Raw genomic sequence first — 23513 nt, forward strand, 5'->3', positions numbered from 1 at the left:
GCCCTCACGCCGCAACGCTTCTAGAGACCTGGACCGGCGCCTTGGTGCCGGTGGTCTCGACGAAGAAGCGCCTGAGCAGGTTTTTTGCTGCCAGCGAGCGGTACTCGGCCGAGGCGCGCATGTCGGTCAGTGGCGAAAAATCGACATCGTAGGCGCCAATCGCCGCTTCGACGGTGGCTTCCGTCCAGGGCTTTCCGAGGAGCGCTGCCTCGACGGCGCTCGCCCGCTTCGGTGTCGCCGCCATGCCGCCATAGGCAATGCGGATCGCGCCGACCGTGCCGTTGTTCGCCAGCGTCAGGTGGAACGCGCCGAGCACGGCGGTGATGTCCTCGTCGCGCCGCTTGGTGATCTTGTAGACGGCAAAATGCACCCTCTTTGCCGGCACCGGTACGTGGACGGCCTCGACGAACTCGCCGGGCTTCCGGTCCTGCTTGCCATAGGCGATGAAGTATTTCTCGAGCGGGATCGTTCGCCGCTTCTTGCCGCGCCTGAGCGTCAGGCTGGCGCCCAGCGCGATCAGCGGCGGCGGGGTGTCGCCGATCGGCGAGCCGTTGACGATATTGCCGCCGATCGTTCCCATGTTGCGCACCTGGTCGCCGCCGATGCGGTCGAACAGCGGCCCGAGCGCCGGGATGCGCTTCGACAGCATGGCGAAGGCGTCGGTATAGGTTGCGCCGGCGCCGATGCTGATGACGCCGCTCTCCTCCGAGAGGCCGCAGAGGCCGTCGAGATTGCCGACGAAGACGGCCGGCGAAATGCGGCGCATGTGCTTGGTGACCCAGAGCCCGACATCGGTCGAACCGGCGACGATGGTGGCCTCCGGATGGTCCTTGAGGATCTTGGCGAAATCGTCGGCATCCGCCGGCACGACCAGCCGGTCGGCGCCTGCACCTATGTCGACACGCGACCCGTCGTCGAGTGCTGCAAGCCGCGCGCTGATTGCCTTGCGCTCGGTGGCGAGCGGGTCCTTCGCCGCCTTGCCGTAGCTCGAGATGGCGCGCGCGGCGCGCATGATCGCCTCGTAGCCGGTACAACGGCAGAGGTTTCCCTGCAGCGCCTTCTCGATCGCCGCGTCCGTCGGATCGGGCGACTTCATCCACAGCGCGTAGAGCGACATGACGAAGCCCGGCGTGCAGAAGCCGCATTGTGAGCCGTGGAAATCGACCATCGCCTGCTGCACGGGATGAAGTCCACCGTCCGTGCCGCGCAGATGCTCGATGGTGACGACGTGACAGGCGTCGAGCGAACCCATGAAGCGGATGCAGGCATTGACGCTCTCGTAGACCAGCCTGCCGCCCGACAGCCTGCCGACCAGCACCGTGCAGGCCCCGCAGTCGCCTTCCGCGCAGCCTTCCTTGGTGCCGCGCAGCGAGCGGCGAAGCCTCAGATAGTCGAGCAGCGTCTCGTCCGGCGCAACCGACGACAGCGCCACGTCCTCGCCGTTCAGGATGAAGCGCAGTTCGTTGCGTGTCTTTGGCTTGGCCATGGCTCTAGCTTCCCCGGTAGGTCGAATAGCCGTAGGGCGAAACGAGCAGCGGTACATGATAGTGGCGCGCCTCGGCCATGCCGAAGCGGATCGGGATGATGTCGAGGAAGGCGGGCTCGGGCAACTCGGCGCCCTGGCCGCGCAGATAGTTGCCGGCGGCAAAGACCAGCTCGTATTCGCCGGTTTCGAAGTCGTGGCCCTCGAGAAGCGGGGCATCGCAACGCCCGTCGGCATTGGTGACGACCGTCTTCAGATGCGTGCGCTCGCCGCCCGAAAGGCGGAAGAGCTCGATCCCGAGGCCCGCCGCAGGCAGGCCGGAAGCGGTATCGAGAACGTGGGTCGTCAGGCGTCCGCCCCCTGCATTCGACATTCGGCAGGTCCTCCCTTGTTCCGTCAATGCACGATTGTGCGTCAATTAAAGGCCATGCATAAGTCCGGGTGAAGCCAAGCGCCACAAAAAGACTTTCAAAAATTTCGGGGGAATTCTTTCCCCTGTCCCACGACTATCCTCGAAAATCGAGAGACCGGCCCGAGCCGGCGACGGAGGAATATGCGTTACTACCGAGACATGCGTGGCTATGGGCGCACCCCGCCCGATCCGCAATGGCCGGGCGGTGCGCGTGTCGCCGTGCAGTTCGTCGTCAACTATGAGGAAGGCGGCGAGAATTCCATTCTGCATGGCGACCAGGCCTCGGAAGCCTTCCTGTCCGAAGTGGTCGGCGCCGCGCCCTGGCCCGGCATGCGCCACTGGAACATGGAATCGATCTACGAATATGGCGCCCGCGCCGGCTTCTGGCGCCTGCACCGCATGTTCACGCAAGCCGGCGTTCCGGTCACCGTCTATGGCGTCGCAACCGCGCTTGCCCGCTCCCCCGACCAGGTCGCGGCGATGCAGGAGGCAGGCTGGGAGATCGCCTCGCACGGCCTGAAATGGATCGACTACCGCGACCATTCGGCCGCCGACGAGGCGCGCGACATGGAAGAGGCGATCAGCCTGCACCGCGAGGTGACCGGCGAGCGGCCGACCGGCTGGTACACCGGCCGCACCTCCATCAACACGGTTCGGCTGGCGGCGGCCGAAGGCGGCTTCGCCTATGTCTCGGATACCTATGACGACGAGTTGCCTTACTGGCTCGACCATGACGGCCATGGCAACGAGATCCCGCCGCAGCTGATCATCCCCTATACGCTCGATGCCAACGACATGCGCTTCGCGACGCCGCAGGGCTTCAATTCCGGCGACCAGTTCTTCGCCTATCTGAAGGACAGCTTCGACACGCTCTACGCCGAGGGAAAGTCAGGTCGGCCGGGCATGATGAGCATCGGGCTGCACTGCCGGCTGGTCGGGCGACCGGGCCGCGCGGCTGCGCTCAAGCGTTTCATCGAATACGTCAAGGGCCACGAGAAGGTCTGGCTGCCGCGCCGCATCGACATCGCCCGCCACTGGCAGAAGCATCATCCCTACCGCGCGCCGGAACTGCGTCCCTCGCGCATGCCGGAAGACGAGTTCGTGCGGCGCTTCGGCAGCGTCTTCGAGCATTCGCCCTGGATCGCCGAGCGGGCCTACCGGCTGGAACTGGGCGCAGCGCACGACACCGCCGGCGGATTGCACAACGCGCTGGCGCGGATATTCCGTTCGGCCAGCGAGGCCGAGCGCCTCGGCGTGCTCAACGCGCATCCCGATCTTGCCGGCAAGCTGGCGGCAGCAAGGCGCCTGACGCCTGAATCGACGAGCGAACAGGCCTCCGCCGGCCTCGACGCGCTGACCGACGAGGAGCGCCGCCGCTTCACTGACCTCAACGCGACCTATGTAGCGCGCTTCGGCTTCCCCTTCATCATCGCGGTCAAGGGAAAGACCAAGGACGACATCCTCGCCGCCTTCGAGACGCGCATTGGCAACGACCACGCCACCGAATTCGACACCGCCTGCCGCCAGGTCGAGCGCATCGCAAGGCTCAGGCTCACAGACATGCTGCCTTCCTAGGAAAGATCAGATGGCCGGTCCCCAGTACATCGCACCGCAAGGCGGTCACCCGCCGCAGACACAGCTTCTGACTGGCCGCGCCGTGTTCACCGAAGCTTATGTCGTCATTCCCAAGGGGGTGATGGGCGACATCGTGACCAGCGCCCTGCCCTTCTGGGACGGCACGCGCGCCTGGATCCTGTCGCGTCCGCTCTCGGGCTTCGCCGAGAGCTTTGCGCAATACGTCATGGAGGTCGCGCCGGGCGGTGGCAGCGTTCGGCCGGAACCGGACGCCGGTGCCGAAGGCGTGCTGTTCGTCATGGAGGGCGAAGTCACCGTGACGCTCGGCGGTGAGGCCCACCGCCTGCAGCCTGGCGGCTATGCCTACCTGCCGCCGTCATGCGGCTGGACCCTGCGCAATGATGGTGCCGCGCACGCCCGCTTCCACTGGATCCGCAAGATCTACGACCGCGTCGACGGCCTCGACGTGCCGGAGCCGGTGTTCCGCAACGAGCAGGACATCATCCCCCTGTCGATGCCGGGCACCGCGGGACGCTGGGCGACGACGCGCTTCGTCGATCCGGACGATCTGCGCCACGACATGCACGTCAACATCGTCACCTTCGAGCCCGGAGGCACGATCCCCTTTGCCGAGACTCATGTCATGGAGCACGGCCTCTACGTGCTGGAGGGCAAGGCGGTGTACCGGCTGAACCAGGACTGGGTCGAAGTCGAGGCCGGCGACTACATGTGGCTGCGCGCCTTCTGCCCGCAGGCCTGCTACGCCGGCGGCCCCGGAAAATTCCGCTATCTGCTCTACAAGGACGTCAACCGCCACATGAAGCTCGGCGCGCCGGTCCAGCGGTTCGGCGGCTGACATGGGCTCACCGTCCCGCGTCATCACCGCCCGGCCGCTGACCCGCGAGAAGTTCGCCGAATTCGGCGACGTCATCGATACCGAAGGCGGCCTGCACTATCCTATCAATGGCGGCATGACCGAGCGCTTCCACGCGCTGGCGCGCCCCGAGGCGGCGGGCCCGGACGGCCACGTGCTGATCAACATCTTCCAGGGCCAGCCTTATCGGCTCCCCCTTGCGATGCGCATGGTCGAGCGCCATCCGCTCGGCAGCCAGGCCTTCATTCCGCTGTCGCCGCAGCCATTCATCGTCGTCGTCTGCCATGACGAGGCGGGCAAGCCGGGCGAGCCGCATGCCTTCGTCACCGCGCCGGGGCAGGGCGTAAACTATCCGCGCAACCTGTGGCACGGCGTCCTGACGGTCATCGGCGAGCCGCAGGATTTTCTTGTCGTCGACCGCGGCGGCGACGGCGTGAACCTCGAGGAGCACGTCTTCTCCGAGCCCTATGAAATCCGTCTCCCCGGGAGCCTCTGACGATGGCCGAAGTGTCGCTGATCGACCGCCTGCTCGATGTCATCGAGCAGGATATCGTGCCGAAGACGTCCGAGGGGGTGGCGCATGGCAACAAGCTGTTCGGCGCGGCGATCCTGCGCAAGGACGACCGCTCGCTGGTGCTCGCCGAGACCAACAACGAGACCGAGAACCCGCTGTGGCACGGAGAGATTCATTGCCTGAAGCGCTTCTACGAGATGCCCAGGGCCGACCGGCCCGAGACGCGCGACTGCATCTTTCTCGCCACGCACGAGCCCTGCTCGCTCTGCCTCTCGGCCATCACCTGGACCGGCTTCGACAATTTCTACTATCTGTTCAGTCACGAGGATTCGCGCGACAGCTTCGCCATCCCGCACGACCTGAAGATCCTGAAGGAGGTCTTCACGCTCGATCCTGGCGGATACAATGCCGAAAACGCCTACTGGAAGAGCTTCGGCATCCGCAGGCTGGTGCACGACCTTCCGGAACCGGACCGGTCTAGGCTCGAAGCCCGCATCGCCGCGATTTCGAAGCGCTATGACGAGATGTCGGCGATCTACCAGGACAGCAAGACCGACAACGACATTCCACTGAACTGAGGCAGCAAGCGGCGCGCCCATGCTCGGATTCCGTCTGGACGCAGGGCCTTGTGCCGAGGCAACGTGGCCCGCATGAAGACCGTCACCGACTTTCCGCGACAACCCCTCGAATTTCCCGACATGGGCATCGTCATGCCCGACGGCTGCCGCCTGTCCGCACGGGTCTGGATGCCTGTCGATGCCGACCAGGATCCGGTTCCGGCCATCCTCGAGCACCTGCCCTACCGAAAGCGCGATGGCACGACGGCGCGCGACAGCCTGACCCATCCGTACTTCGCCGGCCACGGCTATGCCTGCCTGCGTGTCGACATGCGCGGAAACGGCGATTCCGACGGGCTGATGGAGGACGAGTACTCGGAGCAGGAATTGCAGGACGCCTGCGACGTCATTGCCTGGGCGGCTGCACAGCCCTGGTGCAGCGGCAAGGTGGGCATGATGGGGATTTCCTGGGGCGGCTTCAACGCGCTGCAGGTCGTTGCAAAGGGCCCGGCTGCACTGAAGGCGATCATCACGCTCTGTTCGACCGACGACCGCTACGCCGACGACATCCACTTCAAGGGCGGCCTGCTGCTCAACGAGAACATGGGCTGGGGCGCAACGATGCTCTCCTATTCCTCGCGCCCTCCGGACCCGGCGATCGTCGGCGACAAATGGCGCGCCATGTGGCTCGACCGGCTGGAGCACGAACCCTTCCTGCCCGCCGTCTGGCTGCGCCACCAGACGCGCGACGCCTACTGGAAACGCGGCTCGGTCTGCGAGGATTTTTCCGCCATCAAGGCCGCGACGCTGGCCATCGGCGGCTGGGGCGACGGCTACAAGAACGCCGTCTCGCGGCTGGTTGCCGGCATCGATGCGCCGGCCAAGGGCATCGTCGGACCCTGGATCCACAAATACCCGCATTTCGCCGTGCCGAAGCCGGCAATCGGTTTCCTGCAGGAGGCGCTGCGCTGGTGGGACCACTGGCTGAAGGGCATCGACACCGGCGTCGAGAACGACCCGGCCATGCGGCTCTACGTCATGGACTCCGAACCGCCGCGCGACTGGTACGACGAGCGGCCCGGTCGCTGGATCGCCGAGTCGGTCTGGGCGGTGCCGGACCGCGCACCGCTCCGATTCACGCTCGGCGCCGGCAATCGGCTCGCCGCGGATGCGACGCCCATGCCCCCCACGATCATCGCCTCGCCGCAGGATTGCGGCCTGGCCGGGGGTGAATATTGCGCCATCTGGCTCGGCCCGGAATTGCCGGGAGACCAGCGCATCGACGACGAAAAATCTGCCTGCTTCGACAGCGAGCCGCTCGACGCCCCGCTCGACATCGTCGGCGCGCCGGTCGTCCGGCTGACGCTCGCGGCCGACCGGCCACGCGCCATGGTCGCGGTTCGGCTTTGCGACCTGCAGGCTGACGGCGCCTCGACCCGCATCACCTATGGGGTGCTCAACCTCTGCCACCGCGACAGCCACGAATTCCCGCGCAATGTGGTTCCCGGCGAGGCGATGCAGGTCGCGCTGCAGCTCGACGACATCGCCTACTCGGTGAAGCCCGGCAACCGACTGCGTGTCGCGATCTCCTCGACCTACTGGCCTCTGGTCTGGCCGTCGCCCGAGCCCGTCGCGCTAACGCTGGCGGAAGGCGCCATTGACCTGCCGGTGCGCCCATCGGGAACCGGCGACGAATGGAGCTTCGCCGAGCCCGAAGCCGCCACGCCCTGGAAGATCGAGACGCTGCGGCCATCTTCAAACAGCCGCACGGTCAAGCGGACGGCGGATGGACGCGTGCGGCTCGATATCGTCGACGACTTCGGCGAGGTGCGCGATCTCGACCATGGCCTCGTATCGGGTGGCACCGCCGAGGAGAGCTGGACGATCGATCCGGACGACACTCTATCGGCGCATGGCAGCACGCGCTGGACGCAGACGCTGTCGCGCGATGGCTGGTCGGTATCGACCGAAACCTTGACCGAAATGACCTCGGATGCGACAAGCTTCCATCTGCGCGGCCGCATTGTCGCCCGCGAAGGATCCCGGCTCGTCTTCGAGCGGGACTTCGACGAAACCGCCCCCCGCGGCTTCATCTGACCAGACCTCCATTGGGCCATGGCGGAATTTGATTTACGCCACGGCATGTCGCAATCCGCCTTGCGGACGTCGCTCCATTCCGGTCAATATTCAGACCAGCATAAAAACAAGAACGGCCGAAGGTCGAAACCGCAGAGTGAGGAACCTGTCATGTCAAACGAACTGGATTTCCTGAGCCGCCGCGTCGCCCAGGGCCGACTCAGCAGGCGTGAATTCCTTGGCCGCGCCACCGCGCTCGGTGTTTCAGCGACCTTCGCCAATTCCCTGCTTGCAGGCGCAGCGCGGGCGGAGGGCCCGGTCAAGGGCGGCATTCTCAAGGCCGGTCTGGTCGGCGGCGAATCCACCAACAGCCTCGACCCGGCACTGTTCATGACGCAGGTGCCCTTCGCCTTCGGCAAGATGTGGGGCGAAATGATCGTCGAGCTGTCGCCCGAGGGCGACCTCGAGCCGCGCATTGCCGAGGAAATCGGCTCGTCCGACGACGCCAAGGTATGGACGCTGAAGATCCGCGACGGCATCGAGTTCCACAACGGCAAGACGGTAACGCCGGAAGACGTGGTTGCGACACTCGAGCGCCACTCCGACGAGAATTCGAAATCCGGCGCGCTCGGCTACATGAAGGGCATCGAGAGCCTCAAGGCGAGCGGCAGGGAAGTCGTCATCACGCTCAAGGAGCCCAATGCCGACCTGCCCTACCTGCTCAGCGACTACCATCTGGTCGTCCAGCCGAACGGCGGCAAGGACGGCGCCGACGCCGGCATCGGTGCCGGGCCTTACAAGATTGCAGTCAATGAGCCCGGCGTGCGGCACGGCGGCGAGCGCTTTGCCAACTACTGGCAGGGTGACAAGATGGGTCATGCCGACCAGGTCGAGATCATCGTCATCAATGACGCGACGGCGCGCACGGCCGCGCTGCAGGGCGGCCAGGTCAACATGATCAACCGGGTCGAGCCAAAGATCGTCGACCTGATCAAGCGCCTGCCGGGCGTCACCATCCGCAACCATTCGGGCCCCGGCCACTATGTCTTCATTGCTCATTGCAACACGGCGCCCTTCGACAACAATGACCTGCGCATGGCGCTGAAGCTCGCCATGGACCGCGAAGAGATGGTCGACAAGATCTTGCGCGGCTACGGCTCGGTCGGCAACGACTTCCCGATCAACTCGGCCTACCCGCTGTTCTCCGACGACATCGAGCAGCGCACCTTCGATCCCGAAAAGGCCGCCTTCCACTACAAGAAATCGGGCCATGATGGCACCGTGCTGCTGCGCACCTCCGACGTCGCCTTTCCCGGCGCCGTTGACGCCGCCCAGCTCTACCAGCAGAGCTGCGCCAAGGCCGGCATCAAGGTCGAGGTCAAGCGCGAGCCCGGCGACGGCTACTGGTCGGAAGTCTGGAACAAGCAGCCCTTCTGCACCTCCTACTGGGGCGGCCGTTCAACACAGGACCAGATGTATTCGACCGCCTATCTTTCGACCGCCGACTGGAACGACACCCGCTTCCTGCGCCCCGACTTCGACAAGATGGTGATCGCCGCCCGCGCCGAACTCGACAACGAGAAGCGCAAGGCCCTGTACCGCGACATGGCGGTGATCGTGCGCGACGAGGGCGGCTTGATCCTGCCGATGTTCAACGACTTCATCGACGCGACGGGCGATGGCGTCGGCGGCTGGGTCGACGACCCGCACCAGGAACTGATGAACGGTTACGCACTTGCCAAGTGCTGGCTTGAAGCCTGATCGGCGCCGCGGACATGTCATCACCAATCCTGAAACTGGTTGCCCAGCGCATCGCGCTGGGTATCCTTCTCCTCCTGGCCGTTTCGGTCCTGATCTTTGCCGGCACGCAGATCCTGCCCGGCGACGTCGCCCAGTCCATCCTCGGCCAGTCGGCGACGCCCGAGTCGCTCGCCAATCTGCGCGCCGAACTCGGCCTCAATGACCCCGCCTATGTCCGCTACTTCAACTGGCTCGGCGGCATTCTCACCGGCGATCTCGGCACGGCACTGTCCAGCGGGCAGGACATCGCCACCTCGATCAGCGGCAGGCTGTGGAACACGCTGTTCCTCGCTTTCTGGGCCGCGGCGGTATCCATCCCGCTGGCCATCGGGCTTGGCCTGCTCGCCGTGCGCTACCGCAACGGCTGGGTCGACAAGCTGATTTCCGGACTGGCGCTCGCTTCCACCTCGTTCCCGGAATTCTTCATCGGCTATCTCCTGGTCTATTTCTTCGCCGTCAAATGGCAGATCTTCCCGGGCATCTCGACCGTCTATGACGGCATGCCCTTCATGGACCGCATGCAGGCCATCGCCTTGCCGGCCGCCGTGCTGACGCTGGTCGTGCTCGCCCACATGATGCGCATGACGCGCGCCGCCATCCTCAACGTCATGCAGTCGGCCTATATCGAGACGGCCGAACTGAAGGGCCTGTCGGCAATCGACGTCATCCGCCGGCACGCCTTCCCGAACGCCATCGCACCGATCATCAACGTCGTCATGCTGAACCTCGCCTTCCTCATCGTCGGCGTGGTCGTCGTCGAGGTGATCTTCGTCTATCCCGGCATGGGACAATATCTCGTCGACCACGTCTCCAAGCGCGATGTGCCGGTCGTGCAGGCCGTCGGCCTGATCTTCGCCGCCGTCTACATCACCCTCAACATCGTTGCGGATATCGGGGCGATCGTCGCCAATCCGCGCCTCCGGCATCCGAAGTAGGGGCGCGCCATGCTGAACATCCGACGTATACCCATCCCGGCGCTGGTCGGGCTCGTCCTGACCGCCATGTTCCTGTTTGCCGCGATATTCGCGCCGCTGATTGCCCCTTACGGCAACGGGCAGATCGTTGGCGATGTCTGGGAACCGGCCTCGTCGAGCTACCTGCTCGGCACCGACAATCTCGGCCGCGATCTCCTGTCGCGCATGATCTACGGCGCCCGCGTCACGATCTTCATCGCGGTGCTCGCAACCGCGCTGTCCTTCTCGCTGGGCTCGATCCTCGGCTTCACGGCCGCCGTGCTCGGCGGCTGGTTCGACACGCTGATGTCGCGCTTCGTCGATCTCCTGATGGCGATCCCGACCCTGATCTTCGGCCTCGTCGTGCTGTCGGTGCTGCCGACCACGCTGGTCACGCTCATCATGGTCATGGGCCTGCTCGACTCGACGCGCGTCTACCGGCTGTCGCGCGCGGTCGCCGTCGACATCAACGTGATGGACTTCGTCGAGGCTGCCAAGCTGCGCGGCGAAGGCACGGTCTGGATCATCTTCCGCGAGATTCTGCCGAATGCCCTTTCGCCGCTGATATCCGAGCTCGGTCTGCGCTTCATCTACGCCGTGCTGTTCCTCTCTGCCCTCTCTTTCCTCGGCCTTGGCGTGCAGCCGCCGGACGCTGACTGGGGCGGCATGGTCAAGGAAAACAAGGACGGCATCGTGTTCGGCATTCCCGCAGCCCTCATCCCGGCCGCAGCGATTGCCGCGCTTGCCATCTCGGTCAACCTGGTCGCAGACTGGATCCTGAACCGCACCACCAGCCTGAAGGGAGGGCGCGGATAATGGCCGAGGCAGCAAAGAAGCAGGACCCCCTGCTCGACATCCGCAAGCTTCGCATCGAGGCGACGGTCTTCCCGCCCGGCGAGGCGCCGAAGAACATCGTCCTGGTTCACGATGTCTCGCTGTCGCTCAAGCGCGGCAAGGTGCTCGGCCTCATCGGTGAATCCGGGGCCGGCAAGTCGACCATCGGCCTGTCGGCCATGGGTTACGGCCGCGGTGGCGTTCGCATCACCGGCGGCGAGGTCATGCTCAACGGCCGCGACATCATGAAGGCCGGCAAGCGCGGCATCCGAAAGCTGCGCGGCAAGGAGGTCTGCTATGTCGCGCAATCGGCCGCGGCAGCTTTCAATCCCGCCCACAAGCTGATCGACCAGGTGATAGAGGCGTCGCTGGAACACGGCACGGGCACGCGCGCCCAGGCCGAGAAGCGCGCCGTCGAACTGTTCCGCAAGCTCAGCCTTCCCGATCCGGAAAACATCGGCGAGCGCTATCCTCATCAGGTTTCGGGCGGCCAGTTGCAGCGCGTCATGACGGCGATGGCTCTCTGCTCGGAGCCGGACCTGATCGTCTTCGACGAGCCGACAACCGCGCTCGACGTGACTACCCAGATCGACGTTCTGGCGGCGATCAAGGATGCGATCCGCGATACCGGCGTCGCCGCGCTCTACATCACGCATGACCTTGCCGTCGTCGCCCAGGTCTCGGACGAGATCATGGTGCTCAGGCACGGCCGGCTGGTCGAGTGGGGTGGCACCCAGCAGATCATCAAGGAACCGCGTCAGGAATACACCAACGCGCTCGTTTCCGTGCACGAGATCACGCATGACGAGCAGCAGCCGGGCGAAGCGCCGTTTCTCTCCGTCAAGAACGTCACGGCCGCCTATGGCCGCGGCGGTCCGAAGGTCTTGAAGGACGTCTCGGTCGATATTTTTCCGGGCCAGACGCTGGCCGTGGTCGGCGAATCCGGGTCCGGCAAGTCGACCCTGGCGCGTGCCATCACCGGCCTCCTGCCGCCCGAACAGGGCACGGTCGATTTTGACGGCAGACCGCTCGCCAACCGGCTGGCCGACCGCCCGAAGGAAGACCTGCGGCAGTTGCAGATGATCTACCAGATGGCCGACGTGGCGATGAATCCGCGTCAGACCGTCGGCACCATCATCGGCCGGCCGCTGGAGTTCTATTTCAACATGCGCGGCGCCGAGCGCGACCGACGCATCGCCGAACTGCTCGACAAGATCGAGATGGGCAAGGGCTTCAGCGATCGCTACCCGGCCGAGCTTTCCGGCGGCCAGAAGCAGCGTGTCTGCATTGCCAGGTCGCTCGCCGCCAAGCCCAAGCTGATCATCTGCGACGAGGTCACCTCGGCGCTCGATCCGCTCGTGGCAAACGGCATTCTCAAGCTGCTTCTCGGCCTGCAGAAGGAGGAAGGCGTAGCCTATCTCTTCATCACCCACGACCTGGCGACGGTGAAATCGATCGCCGATTCCATCGCCGTCATGTATCGTGGCGAGGTCGTGCGCTACGGACCCAAAAGCAAGGTTCTGGCGCCGCCTTTCGACGATTACACCGACCTGCTGCTCTCCTCCGTACCGGAAATGGAGATCGGCTGGCTGGAGAAGGCCATCAAGGGCCGCAGAATGGAGAGTGCCGGAAACTGATCCGTCACTGTCCTAGTCAAACAGCCGTCACGAGCCTGGCTCACGATGGCCAACCAACAACAATGGGAGTTGTAGAATATGACCACCGAACTCGAATTCCTAAGCCGATTGACCGTTGCCGGACGCATGTCGCGGCGTGATTTCCTCGGCCGAGCCGCAGCGCTCGGCGCCTCGGCAGCCTTCGCCAACACGCTGCTCTCCGGCGCAGCCCAGGCCCAGACGCCCGTCAGGGGCGGCATCATGCGTGCCGGCCTGCAGGGCGGCGAGTCCACCAACAGCATGGACCCGGCGCTGATCCTCAGCCAGGTCATGTTCAGCTTCGGCAAGCAGTGGGGCGAGTACCTGAACCGGCTGAAGCCGGACGGCGGGCTGGAAAACCTGATCGCCGAGGAAATCGGCTCGTCGGGCGATGCCACGACCTGGACCATCAAGGTTCGCGACGGCATCGAGTTCCACAATGGCAAGACCGTCACCGCCGAGGACGTGGCCGCGACGATCGAGCGTCATGCGGACGAGAACTCCAAATCCGGCGCGCTGGGCATCCTGAAGAACATCAAGGGCGTCAAGACGAGCGGCAAGGAGGTCACCGTGACCCTGGCCGAGCCGGATGCCGACTTCCCCTACCTGATGGCTGACTATCACCTGATCATCCAGCCCAATGGCGGCAAGGACGATCCGAACGCCGGCATCAGCGCGGGTCCCTACAAGGTTTCGGTCAACGAACCGGGCGTGCGCCATGGCGGCGAGCGTTTTGCCAACTACTGGCTGGGCGACAAGCTCGGCCATGCCGACCAGGTGGAAATCGTCGTGATCAACGACGCGACTGCACGCCTTTCGGCCCTGCAGGGCGGCCAGGTCAACATGATCAACCGCATCGAGCCGAAGGTCGTCGACCTCGTCAAGCGCGTCCCCGGCGTCTCGGTCGAAGCGACTTCGGGCCGCGGCTTCTATCCGTTCAACATGTTCTGCGACACCGCGCCCTTCGACAATAACGACCTGCGTATGGCGCTGAAGCTGGCCATGGACCGCGAGGAACTGCTCGACAAGATCCTGCAGGGCTACGGCACGATCGGCAACGACTTCCCGATCAACTCGGCCTACCCGCTGTTCCCCAACGACATCGAGCAGCGCACATTCGACCCGGAAAAGGCCGCAGAGCACTACAAGAAGTCCGGCCACTCCGGCTCGATCCTGCTGCGCACCTCCGACGTTGCCTTCCCGGGCGCGGTCGACGCTGCCCAGCTCTACCAGCAGAGCTGCGCCAAGGCCGGCATCAAGATCGAGATCAAGCGCGAGCCTGGTGACGGCTACTGGTCGGAAGTCTGGAACAAGCAGCCCTTCTCGCTGTCCTACTGGGGTGGCCGCGCCACGCAGTCGCAGATGTACGCGACCGCGCTCGCCTCGACCGCCGACTGGAACGACACCCGCTTCAAGCGGCCGGAGTTCGACGCCATGCTGCGTGCAGCCGCCGGCGAGCTCGACCAGGACAAGCGCAAGTCCATCTACCACGACATGGGCATGATGGTGCGTGACGAAGGCGGCACGATCGTGCCGTTCTTCAACCAGTTCATCGATGCGGTGGATTCCAAGAAGGTTGCCGGCTGGGTTGCCAACCCGCAGGGCGAGATGATGGACGGCTACGCGCTCTGCGAGTGCTGGCTCACCGCCTGAGCCTGACTGGACGTCGATAATGATCCCCGCCGCGGTATACCGTGGCGGGGATTTTCTTGGTTAGAAGCGGACTGCGACAGAACCTGTCGGCGTCCGAAACTTCCGGATCGGAAACATGGCGCTCAAGACAAAACTCCTGCTCATCGTCCTCGACGGGTTGCCCTGGCGCAACTGGAAGAAGTTCATGGGCAATCTGGAGGGCTGGGTGCAGTCGGGCGACGCGCGCGCCTGGAAGATGCGCTCCGTCCTGCCTTCTACCTCGGCCTGCTGCTACGCCTCGATCCACACCGGCGTGGCACCGCAGGCGCACGGCATACTGTCCAACGAGGTGCGCTTCCGCGTCGCCCAGCCCGACGTCTTCTCGGAAGTGATGAAGGCCGGTGGCAAGACCGGCGCGGTGACCCATTCCTACTGGTCGGAATTCTTCAACCGCTATCCTTTCGACATGGTGCGCGACATCGAATACGACGAGCCCGGCGGGCCAATCACGCATGGCCGCTTCCACACCATGACCGGCTACGGCCACGCCAACCAGATGACGCCGTCCGATGTCGACCTGTTCGCCACGCTGACCATGCTGGCCGAGCGGCACGGCATCGATTACGGCATCCTGCACACCTGCACGCTGGACTCGATGGGCCACCGCTTCGGCCATGACTGCGGCGAGATGGACCACGCGCTGGCCGTCATGGACGCCATGCTGGCCGCCTTCCTGCCGCGCTGGCTGGAGGCGGGCTACGAGGTCATGGTGACCGCCGACCACGGCCAGACCGACCGCGGCCACCACGGCGGCCATGACGACGAGATGCAGGATTTCGCGCTCTATTATTTCGGCAAGGGCAAGGGACCGGCGGCCGAAACGCTGCTCGACCAGTTGCAGCTGGCACCGACCATTCTCAAACGCCTCGGCGTGCCGGTCCCGGCTACGATGAAGGCGAAGCCTTTCCTGAGCTGACTATGACCGCGCGCGAACGTGCAGGGCGCCTGCGGCATCCGTCATCGCGGCTATGGACTCGTAGCTCTCGATAGCTGCATGGCCCCCTCCGGACTTGTCGTCATGGGTCGCGGTCACCACCATGACGCGCGCGCCGGCGGCCTCCGCGGCGGCTATTCCGGCCGGTGCGTCCTCGAAGATCAGGCAGGACTCTGCCGTGACGCGGAGGCGCTCCGCGCCGAGCAAAAAACAGTCGGGCGCCGGTTTGCCCTGCGAGACGTCCTCGGCGGTCACCATGACGGCCGGCGCGCTCAGACCGGCCGCCTCCATGCGCCTCAGCGCCAGCGCCTTGGGCGCCGAGGTGACCACGGCCCAGCGGTCCTGCGGCAGGGTGGCGAGAAAGGCAGCCGCGCCGCGGATCGGTTCGATGCCGCCGACATCCTCCATCTCCAGCGCGAGCAGCCGGCGCGCCTCCACTTCCGGATCCATGCCGGGTACCGCCAGACGGCGCATCGTATCGATGGCGCGCATCCCGTGGATCGTCGGCAGCAAGGCCGCCACATCGAGCCCGTGGCCACGCATCCAGCCGGCCCAGACCCGCTCGGTCGCCAGGATGGACGTCAGGATGGTGCCATCCATGTCGAACAGAAAGGCCGAGAACCCCGTTGCCGGAAAGGCATTTGCCGTCATGTTCACCAGATCCACTCCTGCCTGCCCAGCGCGCCGACCGCCTCGACGATGCGGGTGAAACTTGCGCGCGCCCGTGCCACGCAGTGGCGCGCCCGCAGGTAGCCATGAACCAGGCCCGGCTCCTCGAGCCAATACGCCCGCCCGCCCGCTTCCGCAACACGGCTTCCATAGGCCGCGCCGTCAGAGGACAGCGGGTCGCATTCGGCGGTGATAATCACCGTCGGCGGCAGGTTGGTGAAATCGGCATCGGCAAGCGGCGACAGCGTGATGTCGCCCGTGCGGTCGACGCTGCCAGTGCGCACATGCTTGTAGAATTCGAGATCGCGCATCGTCAGCTGCGGCGCCTCGGCATGCGTCACGTAGGAGCCCTTGCTGCGGTCGCCGCCGAGGCCTGGATAGATCAGAACCTGCCCGGCTGGCCTGACCTTGTGGCCCCGCGTCGCGTGGCTGACGGCGGCGGCGAGATTGCCGCCGGCGGAATCGCCGCACAGCACGATCGGTATTCCGTAAGCATCCGCTGACCATTCATAGGCCGCCAGTGCGTCTTCGAAGGCTGCCGGGTGGACGTGTTCCGGCGCCAGCCGATAGTCGACCGAAACGACCTCGAAGCCGGTCCGGTCGCAGATCTCGGCGCAGACATCGTCATGGCTGTCGAGCCCGCCGAGAATGAAGCCGCCGCCGTGGAAGTAGAGCACCACGGCCGCGGGCTTGTCCGCCTTGCGGTAGATGCGGACCGGGATATCCGTGGCCGCTGTGGGGATCGTCGCGTCGCTGGCCGTCACGCCGGCAGGGTAGCCGGCGTGAAACGCCCTGCACATGCGGCCGTAGACCGCGCGCTGCTGGTCAATGGTGTAGTCGACCGTGTCGGGCGGATAAAATGCGTTGACGCGGTCGATATAGGCCCAGGTCTCGGCGTCGATCAGCTTCGTGTAATCGGTCATGACGCCCCTTGTGCCATGGCCTTCACTTTCCCTTCCAGACCGGGTCTCGCTTTTCCGCGAAGGCGCGGAAACCCTCCATGCCGTCCTCGGAACCGTACAGTTCGTCGACGGTGCGGAACTGCCGCTTGGTAATGCGGTTCATCGCGTCCTGGAAAGCCATGCCCTCGGCGGCCCGCGCCACTTCCTTGATCGCGGCAAAGACGAGCGGCGGTCCCGATTCCAGCAGTCGGGCAACTTCCCAGACGCGCTCGTCGAGCTTTTCCTTGGGCAGCACCTCGTTGACCAGACCCCAGCGATGCGCCTCGGCGACGTCCATCCAGCGCCCGGTCAACAGCATGTCCATGGCGACGTGGTAGGGAATGCGCTTCGGCAGCTTCAGCGTCGCCGCATCAGCCAACGTGCCGGCGCGAATTTCCGGCAGCGCGAAGCTCGCATGGTCGGCCGCGTAGATCAGGTCGCAGGACAGCGCCAGTTCGAAGCCGCCGCCGACCGCCATGCCGTTGACGCAGGCGATCACCGGCTTGTTCATGTCGCGCAGTTCCTGCAGGCCTGCAAAGCCGCCGACGCCGTAATTGCCGTCGACCGCGTCGCCGCCGGCCGCCGCCTTGAGGTCCCATCCGGCCGAGAAGAACTTGTCTCCCGCCGTCTTGACGATGGCGACACGCAGCTCGGGGTCGTCGCGGAAGGCCTTGAAGGTCTCGCCCATCAGCCGCGAGGTCTGCAGGTCGATGGCGTTGGCCTTCGGCCGGTCGAGCGTGACCTCGAGGATACCGCCTTCGCGGCGGGTTTTGACGACGTCAGTCATGGGCATTCTCCGTGAAAATCAGCAGCGCGTCGGCGATCCAGGCGCCTTCGCCCTCGGCACACGCAATGAGCGGATTGATGTCTAGTTCCTCTATGCGATCTGCATGGGCGAGCACGAAACGGAAAATACCCGCAACCGCATCAATGGTGGCGGCGAGATCCGCCTTCGGCCGGCCTCGATAGCCGTCGAGCAGCGGAAACAGCTTCAGGCCGCGCAACGCGGCCTCGATCTCAGCCCTGCTTGCCGGCAGGAGCAGTGTCGCACTGTCGCGCAGCAGCTCGACCAGCACGCCGCCGGAGCCCAGCGTCATCACCGGTCCGAACACCGGGTCACGCGTCACGCCGACGATCAGCTCGGCCACCCCATTGGCAATCATGCGCTCGACATAGAGCCCGCTGCCGAGCCCGATCAGCCCATGCGCCGCCTCCCGCACCGCCGCCTCGTCGCGCAAATTGAGCCTGACAGCGCCTGCCTCGCTCTTGTGCGCCAGGCCAAGCGCCTTGACCGCGACCGGAAAACCAAGTTCGTGCGCCGCGGCCACCGCCTCGTCGGTGGAGCCGGCCTCGATGCCCTTCGGCACAGGCAACCCGAAACCGGCAAGCATCGCCTTGGCGGCGGCTTCGGTAGGGTGGGCAGGCAGTGCCGGCTGGTCAGTTCCCCCATTGGAACCTTCGATACGACCATCCCACAAGGCTGAGGCCGGGGCGCGGTCGGCCTTCGTCCAGGCCTCGCCGATGAAGGACGCGGCTTCGGCCGCGTCGAAAGCCTCGACAATGCCGTGCAGCGGCACGATGCCCTTTGCGACCAGGCCCTCGGCATAGGCTTCTGCAAGGTTCTCGCCCATCGAGGCGACGATGGCGCCGCGCGCGCCATTGGCCGAAAGTGCCGCCTCGAAGGCTGTCACCGCCCCCCACCAGTCGGCATCCGAGCAGCGGTCCGAGCGCGGAAAATCGAGCACCAGCATGTTGAGGTCGAAGCCGCCGGACGCCATCGCCGAAAAGGCCTTGGTCATCGCCGGCACGTCGTTCCAGATGAAGGTGTGGTAGTCGAGCGGGTTGGCGATGGTCACCAGAGGCCCCAGAGTTGACCTCACGCGGGCGTGGTGCGCCGCCTCGAGCTTCGGAAAGCCGACACGCCGCCCCTCGGCGCTGTCGGCCATCACCGACGCCTCGCCGCCCGAGCAGCTCATTGAGGACAGTTTCGGGCCGGAATGCGGGCCGACGACATGCAGCAGCTTCAAGGTCTCGAGGAAGGACGGGATGGCGTCCACGCGGGCGATGCCGAGACGCTTCAGGAAAGCGTCTGAAGCCGCGTCGGAGCCGGCCAGCGAGGCCGTATGCGACACGGTTGCCGTGCGCGCCTGCTCGGATCGGCCGACCTTCATCGCGACAATCGGCTTCTTCAGCTTGCGCGCCCGCGCCGCCAGCCGCTCGAATCCGGCAACGGAATCGAAACCCTCGATGTGCAGCCCGAGCGCCGAGACGCGCTCGTCCTCGATCAGGCCGAGCGCCATTTCCGACAGGCCGGTCTGCGCCTGATTGCCGGCCGTCATCAGGAAGGCGACCGGCAGGCCGCGCGTCTGCATGGTGAAGTTGCAGGCGATGTTCGACGACTGGGTGATGATGGCGACACCCCGCTCGCCTTTTGCAAGCCGCCGGCCGCCATGCTGATCCGGCCAGAGCAGCGCGCCGTCGGCATAGTTGATCAACCCGTAGCAGTTGGGCCCGATGACCGGCATGTCGCCGGCCGCCTCCACCAGTTCCTGCTGCAGCCGCGCCCCGTCGGCATCGTCGGCGCCGGCCTCGAGAAAGCCTGAGGCGAAGCAGATTGCACCGCCCGCCCCGCGCTCGGCAAGTGAGCGCACGATGTCGATGGTGAGGTGCCGGTTGACGCCGATGAAGGTGGCGTCGGGCGCGCCCGGCAGCGCGTCCACCGTGGCGAAGGTCGCCACGCCCTCGATCTCGGGCTTCGTCGGATGTACCGGCCATATGTCGCCGGCAAAGCCCATCTTGATGCATTGCTTGACGACATTGGGCGCGAAGAAGCCGCCGCCGATGACGGCAATGGATTTCGGCCGCAGAAGCCGGGAAATGTCGCGCGTGCCGCTCATCGGAAGTCCACTGCCCCGTTGTCGCCGATTGCCTGCTCGATCGCCGCGTCGAGCCGTTCGAGTTCAGCCGCATAGTCGCTGACGGCGATGCGGCCCTTCGGCGTCAGGTCGTAGATGCCGGTCGCGACGCGCTCGAACCAGCCGTAGTGATCGTCTGCCATCAGGCGGCGGGCATGCTTTACGCGCGCCTGCCGCGCCACGTCGGCAGCCTTTGTCGGGCCCCCCGCTTCCAGGACCTTCAGGCAGAGCAGCGCGTCCTGCCGGTAGGCCGTGACCAGGCCGACGCGCGTCGCCCCGCCATTGTTGGGGTCGCCGACGCGGCGGGCGAATTCGCGCAGCAGCCGCGCCTTGCGCGGCTTCGACTGGCGCGGTCTGTAGGCTGCCGGATCGCAATGGATCTCGACGAAACCGTCCCTCATGCGCACCGTGATCAGCCCCAGCCCCAGGCGGCGGCAGAGCGCCGTGTTGCCGGCGAGCGAACTCATGAAAGGCTTGCCCTCGCCGCGCGGCACGGCGACATAGACAGTGTCCGTCAGGGCCTGCCGCTGCACCGCCTGGTGGAACAGCGACAGCGAGAATTTCGTCTTCAGCTCGACGATGACCGGCTCCTCGTCGCCGCGTACCGCAACGATGTCGGCCGCCCCGATCTCGCTCTTGACGACATAGCCCTGCCCTTCGAGCATCAGCTTGACGGGCGGGTAGAGGTCGGTCTCGCGAAGCGGCGCGGGTGGCATTGCGGCGGCCTAGCCTCCGACCGCCCGAAGCAGCGCGCGCGAGATGATGTGGCGCTGGATCTCGCTGGTGCCTTCCCAGATGCGCTCGACGCGCGCATCGCGCCAGATACGCTCAAGCGGCAGCTCGTCCATCAGGCCCATGCCGCCATGGATCTGGATCGCCTCGTCGGCGACGAAGGCGAGCATTTCGGTGGCCTTCAGCTTGGCCATCGCCATGTCCTGGTCGGTAACCGTCCCGGCATCGTATTTCCACGCCGCCTCGAGGATCATCAGCTCGGCCGCCTTCAGCTCGACGGCCATGTCGGCGAGCTTGAACGAGACGCCCTGGAACTTGCCGATGCTCTGGCCGAACTGCTCGCGCTGCGCGGCATAGTCGATGGCGTGGCCGAGCGCCCGCTCGGCCCGGCCGAGGCAGGTCGCGCCGACCTGCAACCGCGTCGCGCCGAGCCAGTTGTTGGCGACGTCAAACCCCTTGTGCACCTCGCCCAGCACCTGGCTGGAAGGCAGCCTGCAATCGTCGAATTCGAGGATCGAGTTGGTGTAGCCGCGGTGCGAGACGTTCTTGTAGCCGTCGCGCACGTTGAAGCCCTTGGTGCCCTTGTCGACGAAGAAGGCGGTGATCTTCTTGCGCTTGCCGCGTGGGCCATCTTCTTCGCCAGAGGCCATGAAGACGATGGCAAAATCGGCGATGTCGGCATGGCTGATGAAGTGCTTGGTGCCGTTCAGCACCCAGTCGTCGCCATCCTGCACGCCGGTTGCCTTCATGCCGCGCAAATCCGAGCCGGCGCCCGGCTCGGTCATCGCCAGGCAGTCGGACTTCTCGCCGCGGATGCAGGGGTAGAGGTACTTTTCGCGCTGCTCCTCGGTGCCCGCGCAAAGGATGTTCGAGGGGCGCGCCACGCAGGTCCAGTGCAACGCGTAATTCGCGCGGCCGAGTTCCTTCTCGTAGAGCAGCCATGTCACCGTATCGAGCCCCGCGCCGCCGACCTCTTCCGGCATGTTGGCGGCGTAGAGCCCCGCCTCGATCGCCTTGGCCTTCAGCTCGGCGATCAGTTCCGGGCGCAGCACGCCGGTGCGCTCCACCTCCGCCTCGTGCGGGTAGAGCTCGTTCTCGACAAAGGCGCGCGTCGTCTCGACGATCAGCCGCTGTTCATCCGTGAGGCCGAAATCCATTGCCTCAGCCCTTTTTTTTCTTTGGCGTCTTGCCCTTCTTGACCAGCTTTTCGGCCTTGGCCTTCACGGCGGCCTTCGAAGCCTTCGGCTTGTTCGACGCCAGCTTGGCGAGGCGCTTGGTGTAGTCGTTGTGCAGCGCGCCGGCGCCCCAGCCCTTGCCCTTGTTCTGCTTCGACAGCGCTTCCATGATGGCGACCAGATTGTCGTCGCGGATGCGTTCGAGCTGGCGGATCGACAGGCCATGCGCCTGCGCGTCCGACTGCTCGGCGATCTTGTCGACCAGCTCGTCGGTCAGCTCCGGCACGTCCATCAGCTTGGTCCACGGCCATTTCAGGCACGGACCGAACTGCGCCATGAAGTGGCGCATGCCGGCTTCGCCGCCGGCCACGCGATAGACCTGGAACATGCCCATCTGCGCCCAGCGGATGCCGAAGGAATAGCGCATGATGTCATCGAGTTCCTCGACGGTGACGATGTCGTCCTTGACCAGCCACAGCGCCTCGCGCCAGGCAGCCTCGAGCAGGCGGTCGCCGACGAAGGCCTCGATCTCCTTGCGGATGACCACCGGCTTCATGCCGATCGATTCGTAGATCTCGCGCGCAACCTCGACAGCCTCGGGAAACGTCTCCTTGCCGCCGACGATCTCGACCAGCGGCAGCAGGTAGACCGGGTTAAACGGATGGCCGACGACCAGCCGCTCCGGGTGGCGCTTCATCGCCACCTGCATGTCGGACGGCAGTATGCCCGATGTCGACGAGCCGATGATGGCATTGGCCGGCGCATGCGCGTCGATCTCGGCCAGTACCTTGTGCTTGAGGTCGAGCCGCTCGGGCACGCTTTCCTGGATGAAGTCGGCATCCTTCACCGCTTCGGCAATGGTCTTGGCGAAGGTAAGCTTGCCTTCCTTCGGCAAGCCGCCGGGCAGCATCTGCTTGTAGGCACGGCGCGCCCCCTTCATCACCTCGGCGACCTTGCGGCCGGCCTCCGGATCGGGATCGTAGATCGCCACGTCGATGCCGTTGAGCAGGAGCCTTGCGACCCAGCCCGCGCCGATGACCCCGCCGCCTATGGCCGCGGCCTTTTCGATGATGCTCATGTCGAAGCTCTTTGTCTGGCTGTTTCAGGATTGGTGAGCGGCACGCGCTCGCCCGCCCGGATCACCGCCGGGTCGTAGGCCTTGCGCGCAAAGACCTCCAGCACGGAGGGCCGGAAGGTCTCGAGCGGCAACGTGTCGTGGTCGGGGTCGAAGCTCGACTGGTCCCATCGCTCGCAGAACCGGTCGCAATCGTCGAAATAGGCATGGCCGGCGAAGCGGTCGCGCGCATGCGGGTTGCCGCCGGTGTGATGCGCGTAATAGAGCCGCTGGAAGTCGCCATGCTTTTCGACCACCCATGTGCACTGCTCGCGCACGAAGGGCTTCAGGATCGCAGCGGCATATTCGTCGTGATTGTAGGGCGCGTAGATGTCGCCAATGTCGTGCAGCAGGGCACAGGCGATCCAGTCTGAATCGGCGCCATCGCGCCAGGCGCGTGTCGCCGCCTGCAGCGAATGGCCGAGCCGCGTGATCTTGTAGCCGGACAGGCCCTCGTCGAGCTGCACCAGCGCGTCGAGCAGCCGGTCGGCTGTCTTCTCCGCATAGGCGATCTCATGCTCGGTCAGAAAGGCGTAGTCCTTGCGGTCGCCGTCCTTCATCGCGGTGAACTTCACGGTTTCCATGGCTTCCTCCTCCCTGCGGCCTGG

21 protein-coding genes are annotated in these 23513 nt (G+C 65.5%); 11 read left to right on the forward strand and 10 right to left on the reverse strand.

All coding sequences use genetic code 11. The features are described 5' to 3' along the window. Positions 1 to 4: 4 nt before the first annotated feature. Both xdhA and uraH read right to left on the reverse strand, forming a co-directional pair. On the reverse strand, positions 5 to 1486 hold the full coding sequence (gene xdhA, locus ACT2BZ_RS02145; RefSeq protein ID WP_457938946.1) for a xanthine dehydrogenase small subunit: 1482 nt from the start codon (positions 1484 to 1486) through the stop codon (positions 5 to 7). Positions 1487 to 1490: 4 nt separating this feature from the next. After that, a complete protein-coding gene (gene uraH, locus ACT2BZ_RS02150) occupies positions 1491 to 1856 on the reverse strand; it encodes a hydroxyisourate hydrolase (RefSeq protein WP_457938948.1) in 366 nt (121 codons plus the stop codon). A 180-nt stretch (positions 1857 to 2036) separates the two neighbouring features. Here uraH and puuE point away from each other — a divergent pair, with 180 nt between their 5' ends. From puuE to ACT2BZ_RS02205, 11 genes are all read left to right on the forward strand, one after another. Further along, on the forward strand, positions 2037 to 3470 hold the full coding sequence (puuE, locus tag ACT2BZ_RS02155) for an allantoinase PuuE (RefSeq protein ID WP_457938950.1): 1434 nt from the start codon (positions 2037 to 2039) through the stop codon (positions 3468 to 3470). 10 nt (positions 3471 to 3480) lie between these two features. Continuing rightward, on the forward strand, positions 3481 to 4326 hold the full coding sequence (locus tag ACT2BZ_RS02160; RefSeq protein ID WP_457938951.1) for a bifunctional allantoicase/(S)-ureidoglycine aminohydrolase: 846 nt from the start codon (positions 3481 to 3483) through the stop codon (positions 4324 to 4326). A gap of 1 nt (position 4327) precedes the next feature. Continuing rightward, the gene (locus ACT2BZ_RS02165; protein WP_457938952.1) at positions 4328 to 4840 is read left to right on the forward strand and encodes an ureidoglycolate lyase; all 513 of its coding nucleotides are present in this window, start codon (positions 4328 to 4330) and stop codon (positions 4838 to 4840) included. Positions 4841 to 4842: 2 nt separating this feature from the next. Beyond that, a complete protein-coding gene (locus ACT2BZ_RS02170) occupies positions 4843 to 5436 on the forward strand; it encodes a nucleoside deaminase (protein ID WP_457938953.1) in 594 nt (197 codons plus the stop codon). Between the two features lie 72 nt (positions 5437 to 5508). Then, positions 5509 to 7512, forward strand: a complete 2004-nt coding sequence (locus ACT2BZ_RS02175) for a CocE/NonD family hydrolase (protein WP_457938955.1) — start codon at positions 5509 to 5511, stop codon at positions 7510 to 7512. A gap of 150 nt (positions 7513 to 7662) precedes the next feature. Further along, on the forward strand, positions 7663 to 9252 hold the full coding sequence (locus ACT2BZ_RS02180) for an ABC transporter substrate-binding protein (protein WP_457938957.1): 1590 nt from the start codon (positions 7663 to 7665) through the stop codon (positions 9250 to 9252). A 14-nt stretch (positions 9253 to 9266) separates the two neighbouring features. Next, the gene (locus ACT2BZ_RS02185) at positions 9267 to 10226 is read left to right on the forward strand and encodes an ABC transporter permease (RefSeq protein ID WP_457938958.1); all 960 of its coding nucleotides are present in this window, start codon (positions 9267 to 9269) and stop codon (positions 10224 to 10226) included. Positions 10227 to 10235: 9 nt separating this feature from the next. Further along, the gene (locus tag ACT2BZ_RS02190) at positions 10236 to 11060 is read left to right on the forward strand and encodes an ABC transporter permease (RefSeq protein ID WP_457938959.1); all 825 of its coding nucleotides are present in this window, start codon (positions 10236 to 10238) and stop codon (positions 11058 to 11060) included. Continuing rightward, positions 11060 to 12715, forward strand: a complete 1656-nt coding sequence (locus tag ACT2BZ_RS02195; RefSeq protein ID WP_457938960.1) for an ABC transporter ATP-binding protein — start codon at positions 11060 to 11062, stop codon at positions 12713 to 12715. The genes ACT2BZ_RS02190 and ACT2BZ_RS02195 overlap by 1 nt, the downstream gene beginning before the upstream one ends. 78 nt (positions 12716 to 12793) lie before the next feature. Continuing rightward, the gene (locus tag ACT2BZ_RS02200) at positions 12794 to 14386 is read left to right on the forward strand and encodes an ABC transporter substrate-binding protein (RefSeq protein WP_457938962.1); all 1593 of its coding nucleotides are present in this window, start codon (positions 12794 to 12796) and stop codon (positions 14384 to 14386) included. A 115-nt stretch (positions 14387 to 14501) separates the two neighbouring features. After that, positions 14502 to 15341, forward strand: a complete 840-nt coding sequence (locus ACT2BZ_RS02205) for an alkaline phosphatase family protein (protein ID WP_457938964.1) — start codon at positions 14502 to 14504, stop codon at positions 15339 to 15341. Here ACT2BZ_RS02205 and ACT2BZ_RS02210 read toward each other — a convergent pair whose 3' ends face one another. Genes ACT2BZ_RS02210 through ACT2BZ_RS02245 form a run of 8 tightly spaced genes read right to left on the reverse strand, consistent with a single transcriptional unit; the run spans position 15342 to position 23489 of the window. Continuing rightward, positions 15342 to 16010: an HAD-IA family hydrolase gene (locus ACT2BZ_RS02210; RefSeq protein WP_457941451.1), complete on the reverse strand. Its 669-nt coding sequence runs from the start codon at positions 16008 to 16010 to the stop codon at positions 15342 to 15344. A gap of 2 nt (positions 16011 to 16012) precedes the next feature. Beyond that, positions 16013 to 16951: an alpha/beta hydrolase gene (locus ACT2BZ_RS02215; RefSeq protein WP_457938966.1), complete on the reverse strand. Its 939-nt coding sequence runs from the start codon at positions 16949 to 16951 to the stop codon at positions 16013 to 16015. A gap of 22 nt (positions 16952 to 16973) precedes the next feature. Further along, positions 16974 to 17756 (reverse strand): carnitinyl-CoA dehydratase, encoded by a 783-nt coding sequence (locus tag ACT2BZ_RS02220; RefSeq protein ID WP_457938967.1) that lies wholly within the window; start codon positions 17754 to 17756, stop codon positions 16974 to 16976. After that, a complete protein-coding gene (locus ACT2BZ_RS02225; RefSeq protein WP_457938969.1) occupies positions 17749 to 19866 on the reverse strand; it encodes an acetate--CoA ligase family protein in 2118 nt (705 codons plus the stop codon). Before ACT2BZ_RS02225 ends, ACT2BZ_RS02220 begins: the two co-directional genes overlap by 8 nt. Continuing rightward, positions 19863 to 20600: a DUF2161 domain-containing phosphodiesterase gene (locus ACT2BZ_RS02230; RefSeq protein ID WP_457938970.1), complete on the reverse strand. Its 738-nt coding sequence runs from the start codon at positions 20598 to 20600 to the stop codon at positions 19863 to 19865. Before ACT2BZ_RS02230 ends, ACT2BZ_RS02225 begins: the two co-directional genes overlap by 4 nt. A gap of 9 nt (positions 20601 to 20609) precedes the next feature. Beyond that, positions 20610 to 21773, reverse strand: a complete 1164-nt coding sequence (locus ACT2BZ_RS02235) for an acyl-CoA dehydrogenase family protein (protein WP_457938972.1) — start codon at positions 21771 to 21773, stop codon at positions 20610 to 20612. A gap of 4 nt (positions 21774 to 21777) precedes the next feature. Next, positions 21778 to 22869, reverse strand: a complete 1092-nt coding sequence (locus ACT2BZ_RS02240; protein WP_457938974.1) for a carnitine 3-dehydrogenase — start codon at positions 22867 to 22869, stop codon at positions 21778 to 21780. After that, positions 22866 to 23489 (reverse strand): HD domain-containing protein, encoded by a 624-nt coding sequence (locus tag ACT2BZ_RS02245; RefSeq protein WP_457938976.1) that lies wholly within the window; start codon positions 23487 to 23489, stop codon positions 22866 to 22868. The genes ACT2BZ_RS02240 and ACT2BZ_RS02245 overlap by 4 nt, the downstream gene beginning before the upstream one ends. Positions 23490 to 23513 lie beyond the last annotated feature (24 nt).

The organism is Mesorhizobium sp. 10J20-29 (assembly GCF_054130485.1).

Coding starts and splice junctions, on each gene's coding strand:
- ACT2BZ_RS02220 (WP_457938967.1), bottom strand. CDS start 17,756: ATGACTGACGTCGTCAAAACCCGCCGCGAAGGCGGTATCCTCGAGGTC.
- ACT2BZ_RS02205 (WP_457938964.1), top strand. CDS start 14,502: ATGGCGCTCAAGACAAAACTCCTGCTCATCGTCCTCGACGGGTTGCCC.
- ACT2BZ_RS02245 (WP_457938976.1), bottom strand. CDS start 23,489: ATGGAAACCGTGAAGTTCACCGCGATGAAGGACGGCGACCGCAAGGAC.
- ACT2BZ_RS02240 (WP_457938974.1), bottom strand. CDS start 22,869: ATGAGCATCATCGAAAAGGCCGCGGCCATAGGCGGCGGGGTCATCGGC.
- uraH (WP_457938948.1), bottom strand. CDS start 1,856: ATGTCGAATGCAGGGGGCGGACGCCTGACGACCCACGTTCTCGATACC.
- ACT2BZ_RS02185 (WP_457938958.1), top strand. CDS start 9,267: ATGTCATCACCAATCCTGAAACTGGTTGCCCAGCGCATCGCGCTGGGT.
- ACT2BZ_RS02175 (WP_457938955.1), top strand. CDS start 5,509: ATGAAGACCGTCACCGACTTTCCGCGACAACCCCTCGAATTTCCCGAC.
- ACT2BZ_RS02195 (WP_457938960.1), top strand. CDS start 11,060: ATGGCCGAGGCAGCAAAGAAGCAGGACCCCCTGCTCGACATCCGCAAG.
- ACT2BZ_RS02235 (WP_457938972.1), bottom strand. CDS start 21,773: ATGGATTTCGGCCTCACGGATGAACAGCGGCTGATCGTCGAGACGACG.
- xdhA (WP_457938946.1), bottom strand. CDS start 1,486: ATGGCCAAGCCAAAGACACGCAACGAACTGCGCTTCATCCTGAACGGC.
- ACT2BZ_RS02170 (WP_457938953.1), top strand. CDS start 4,843: ATGGCCGAAGTGTCGCTGATCGACCGCCTGCTCGATGTCATCGAGCAG.
- ACT2BZ_RS02230 (WP_457938970.1), bottom strand. CDS start 20,600: ATGCCACCCGCGCCGCTTCGCGAGACCGACCTCTACCCGCCCGTCAAG.
- ACT2BZ_RS02225 (WP_457938969.1), bottom strand. CDS start 19,866: ATGAGCGGCACGCGCGACATTTCCCGGCTTCTGCGGCCGAAATCCATT.
- ACT2BZ_RS02160 (WP_457938951.1), top strand. CDS start 3,481: ATGGCCGGTCCCCAGTACATCGCACCGCAAGGCGGTCACCCGCCGCAG.
- ACT2BZ_RS02180 (WP_457938957.1), top strand. CDS start 7,663: ATGTCAAACGAACTGGATTTCCTGAGCCGCCGCGTCGCCCAGGGCCGA.
- ACT2BZ_RS02215 (WP_457938966.1), bottom strand. CDS start 16,951: ATGACCGATTACACGAAGCTGATCGACGCCGAGACCTGGGCCTATATC.
- ACT2BZ_RS02190 (WP_457938959.1), top strand. CDS start 10,236: ATGCTGAACATCCGACGTATACCCATCCCGGCGCTGGTCGGGCTCGTC.
- puuE (WP_457938950.1), top strand. CDS start 2,037: ATGCGTTACTACCGAGACATGCGTGGCTATGGGCGCACCCCGCCCGAT.
- ACT2BZ_RS02210 (WP_457941451.1), bottom strand. CDS start 16,010: ATGACGGCAAATGCCTTTCCGGCAACGGGGTTCTCGGCCTTTCTGTTC.
- ACT2BZ_RS02200 (WP_457938962.1), top strand. CDS start 12,794: ATGACCACCGAACTCGAATTCCTAAGCCGATTGACCGTTGCCGGACGC.
- ACT2BZ_RS02165 (WP_457938952.1), top strand. CDS start 4,328: ATGGGCTCACCGTCCCGCGTCATCACCGCCCGGCCGCTGACCCGCGAG.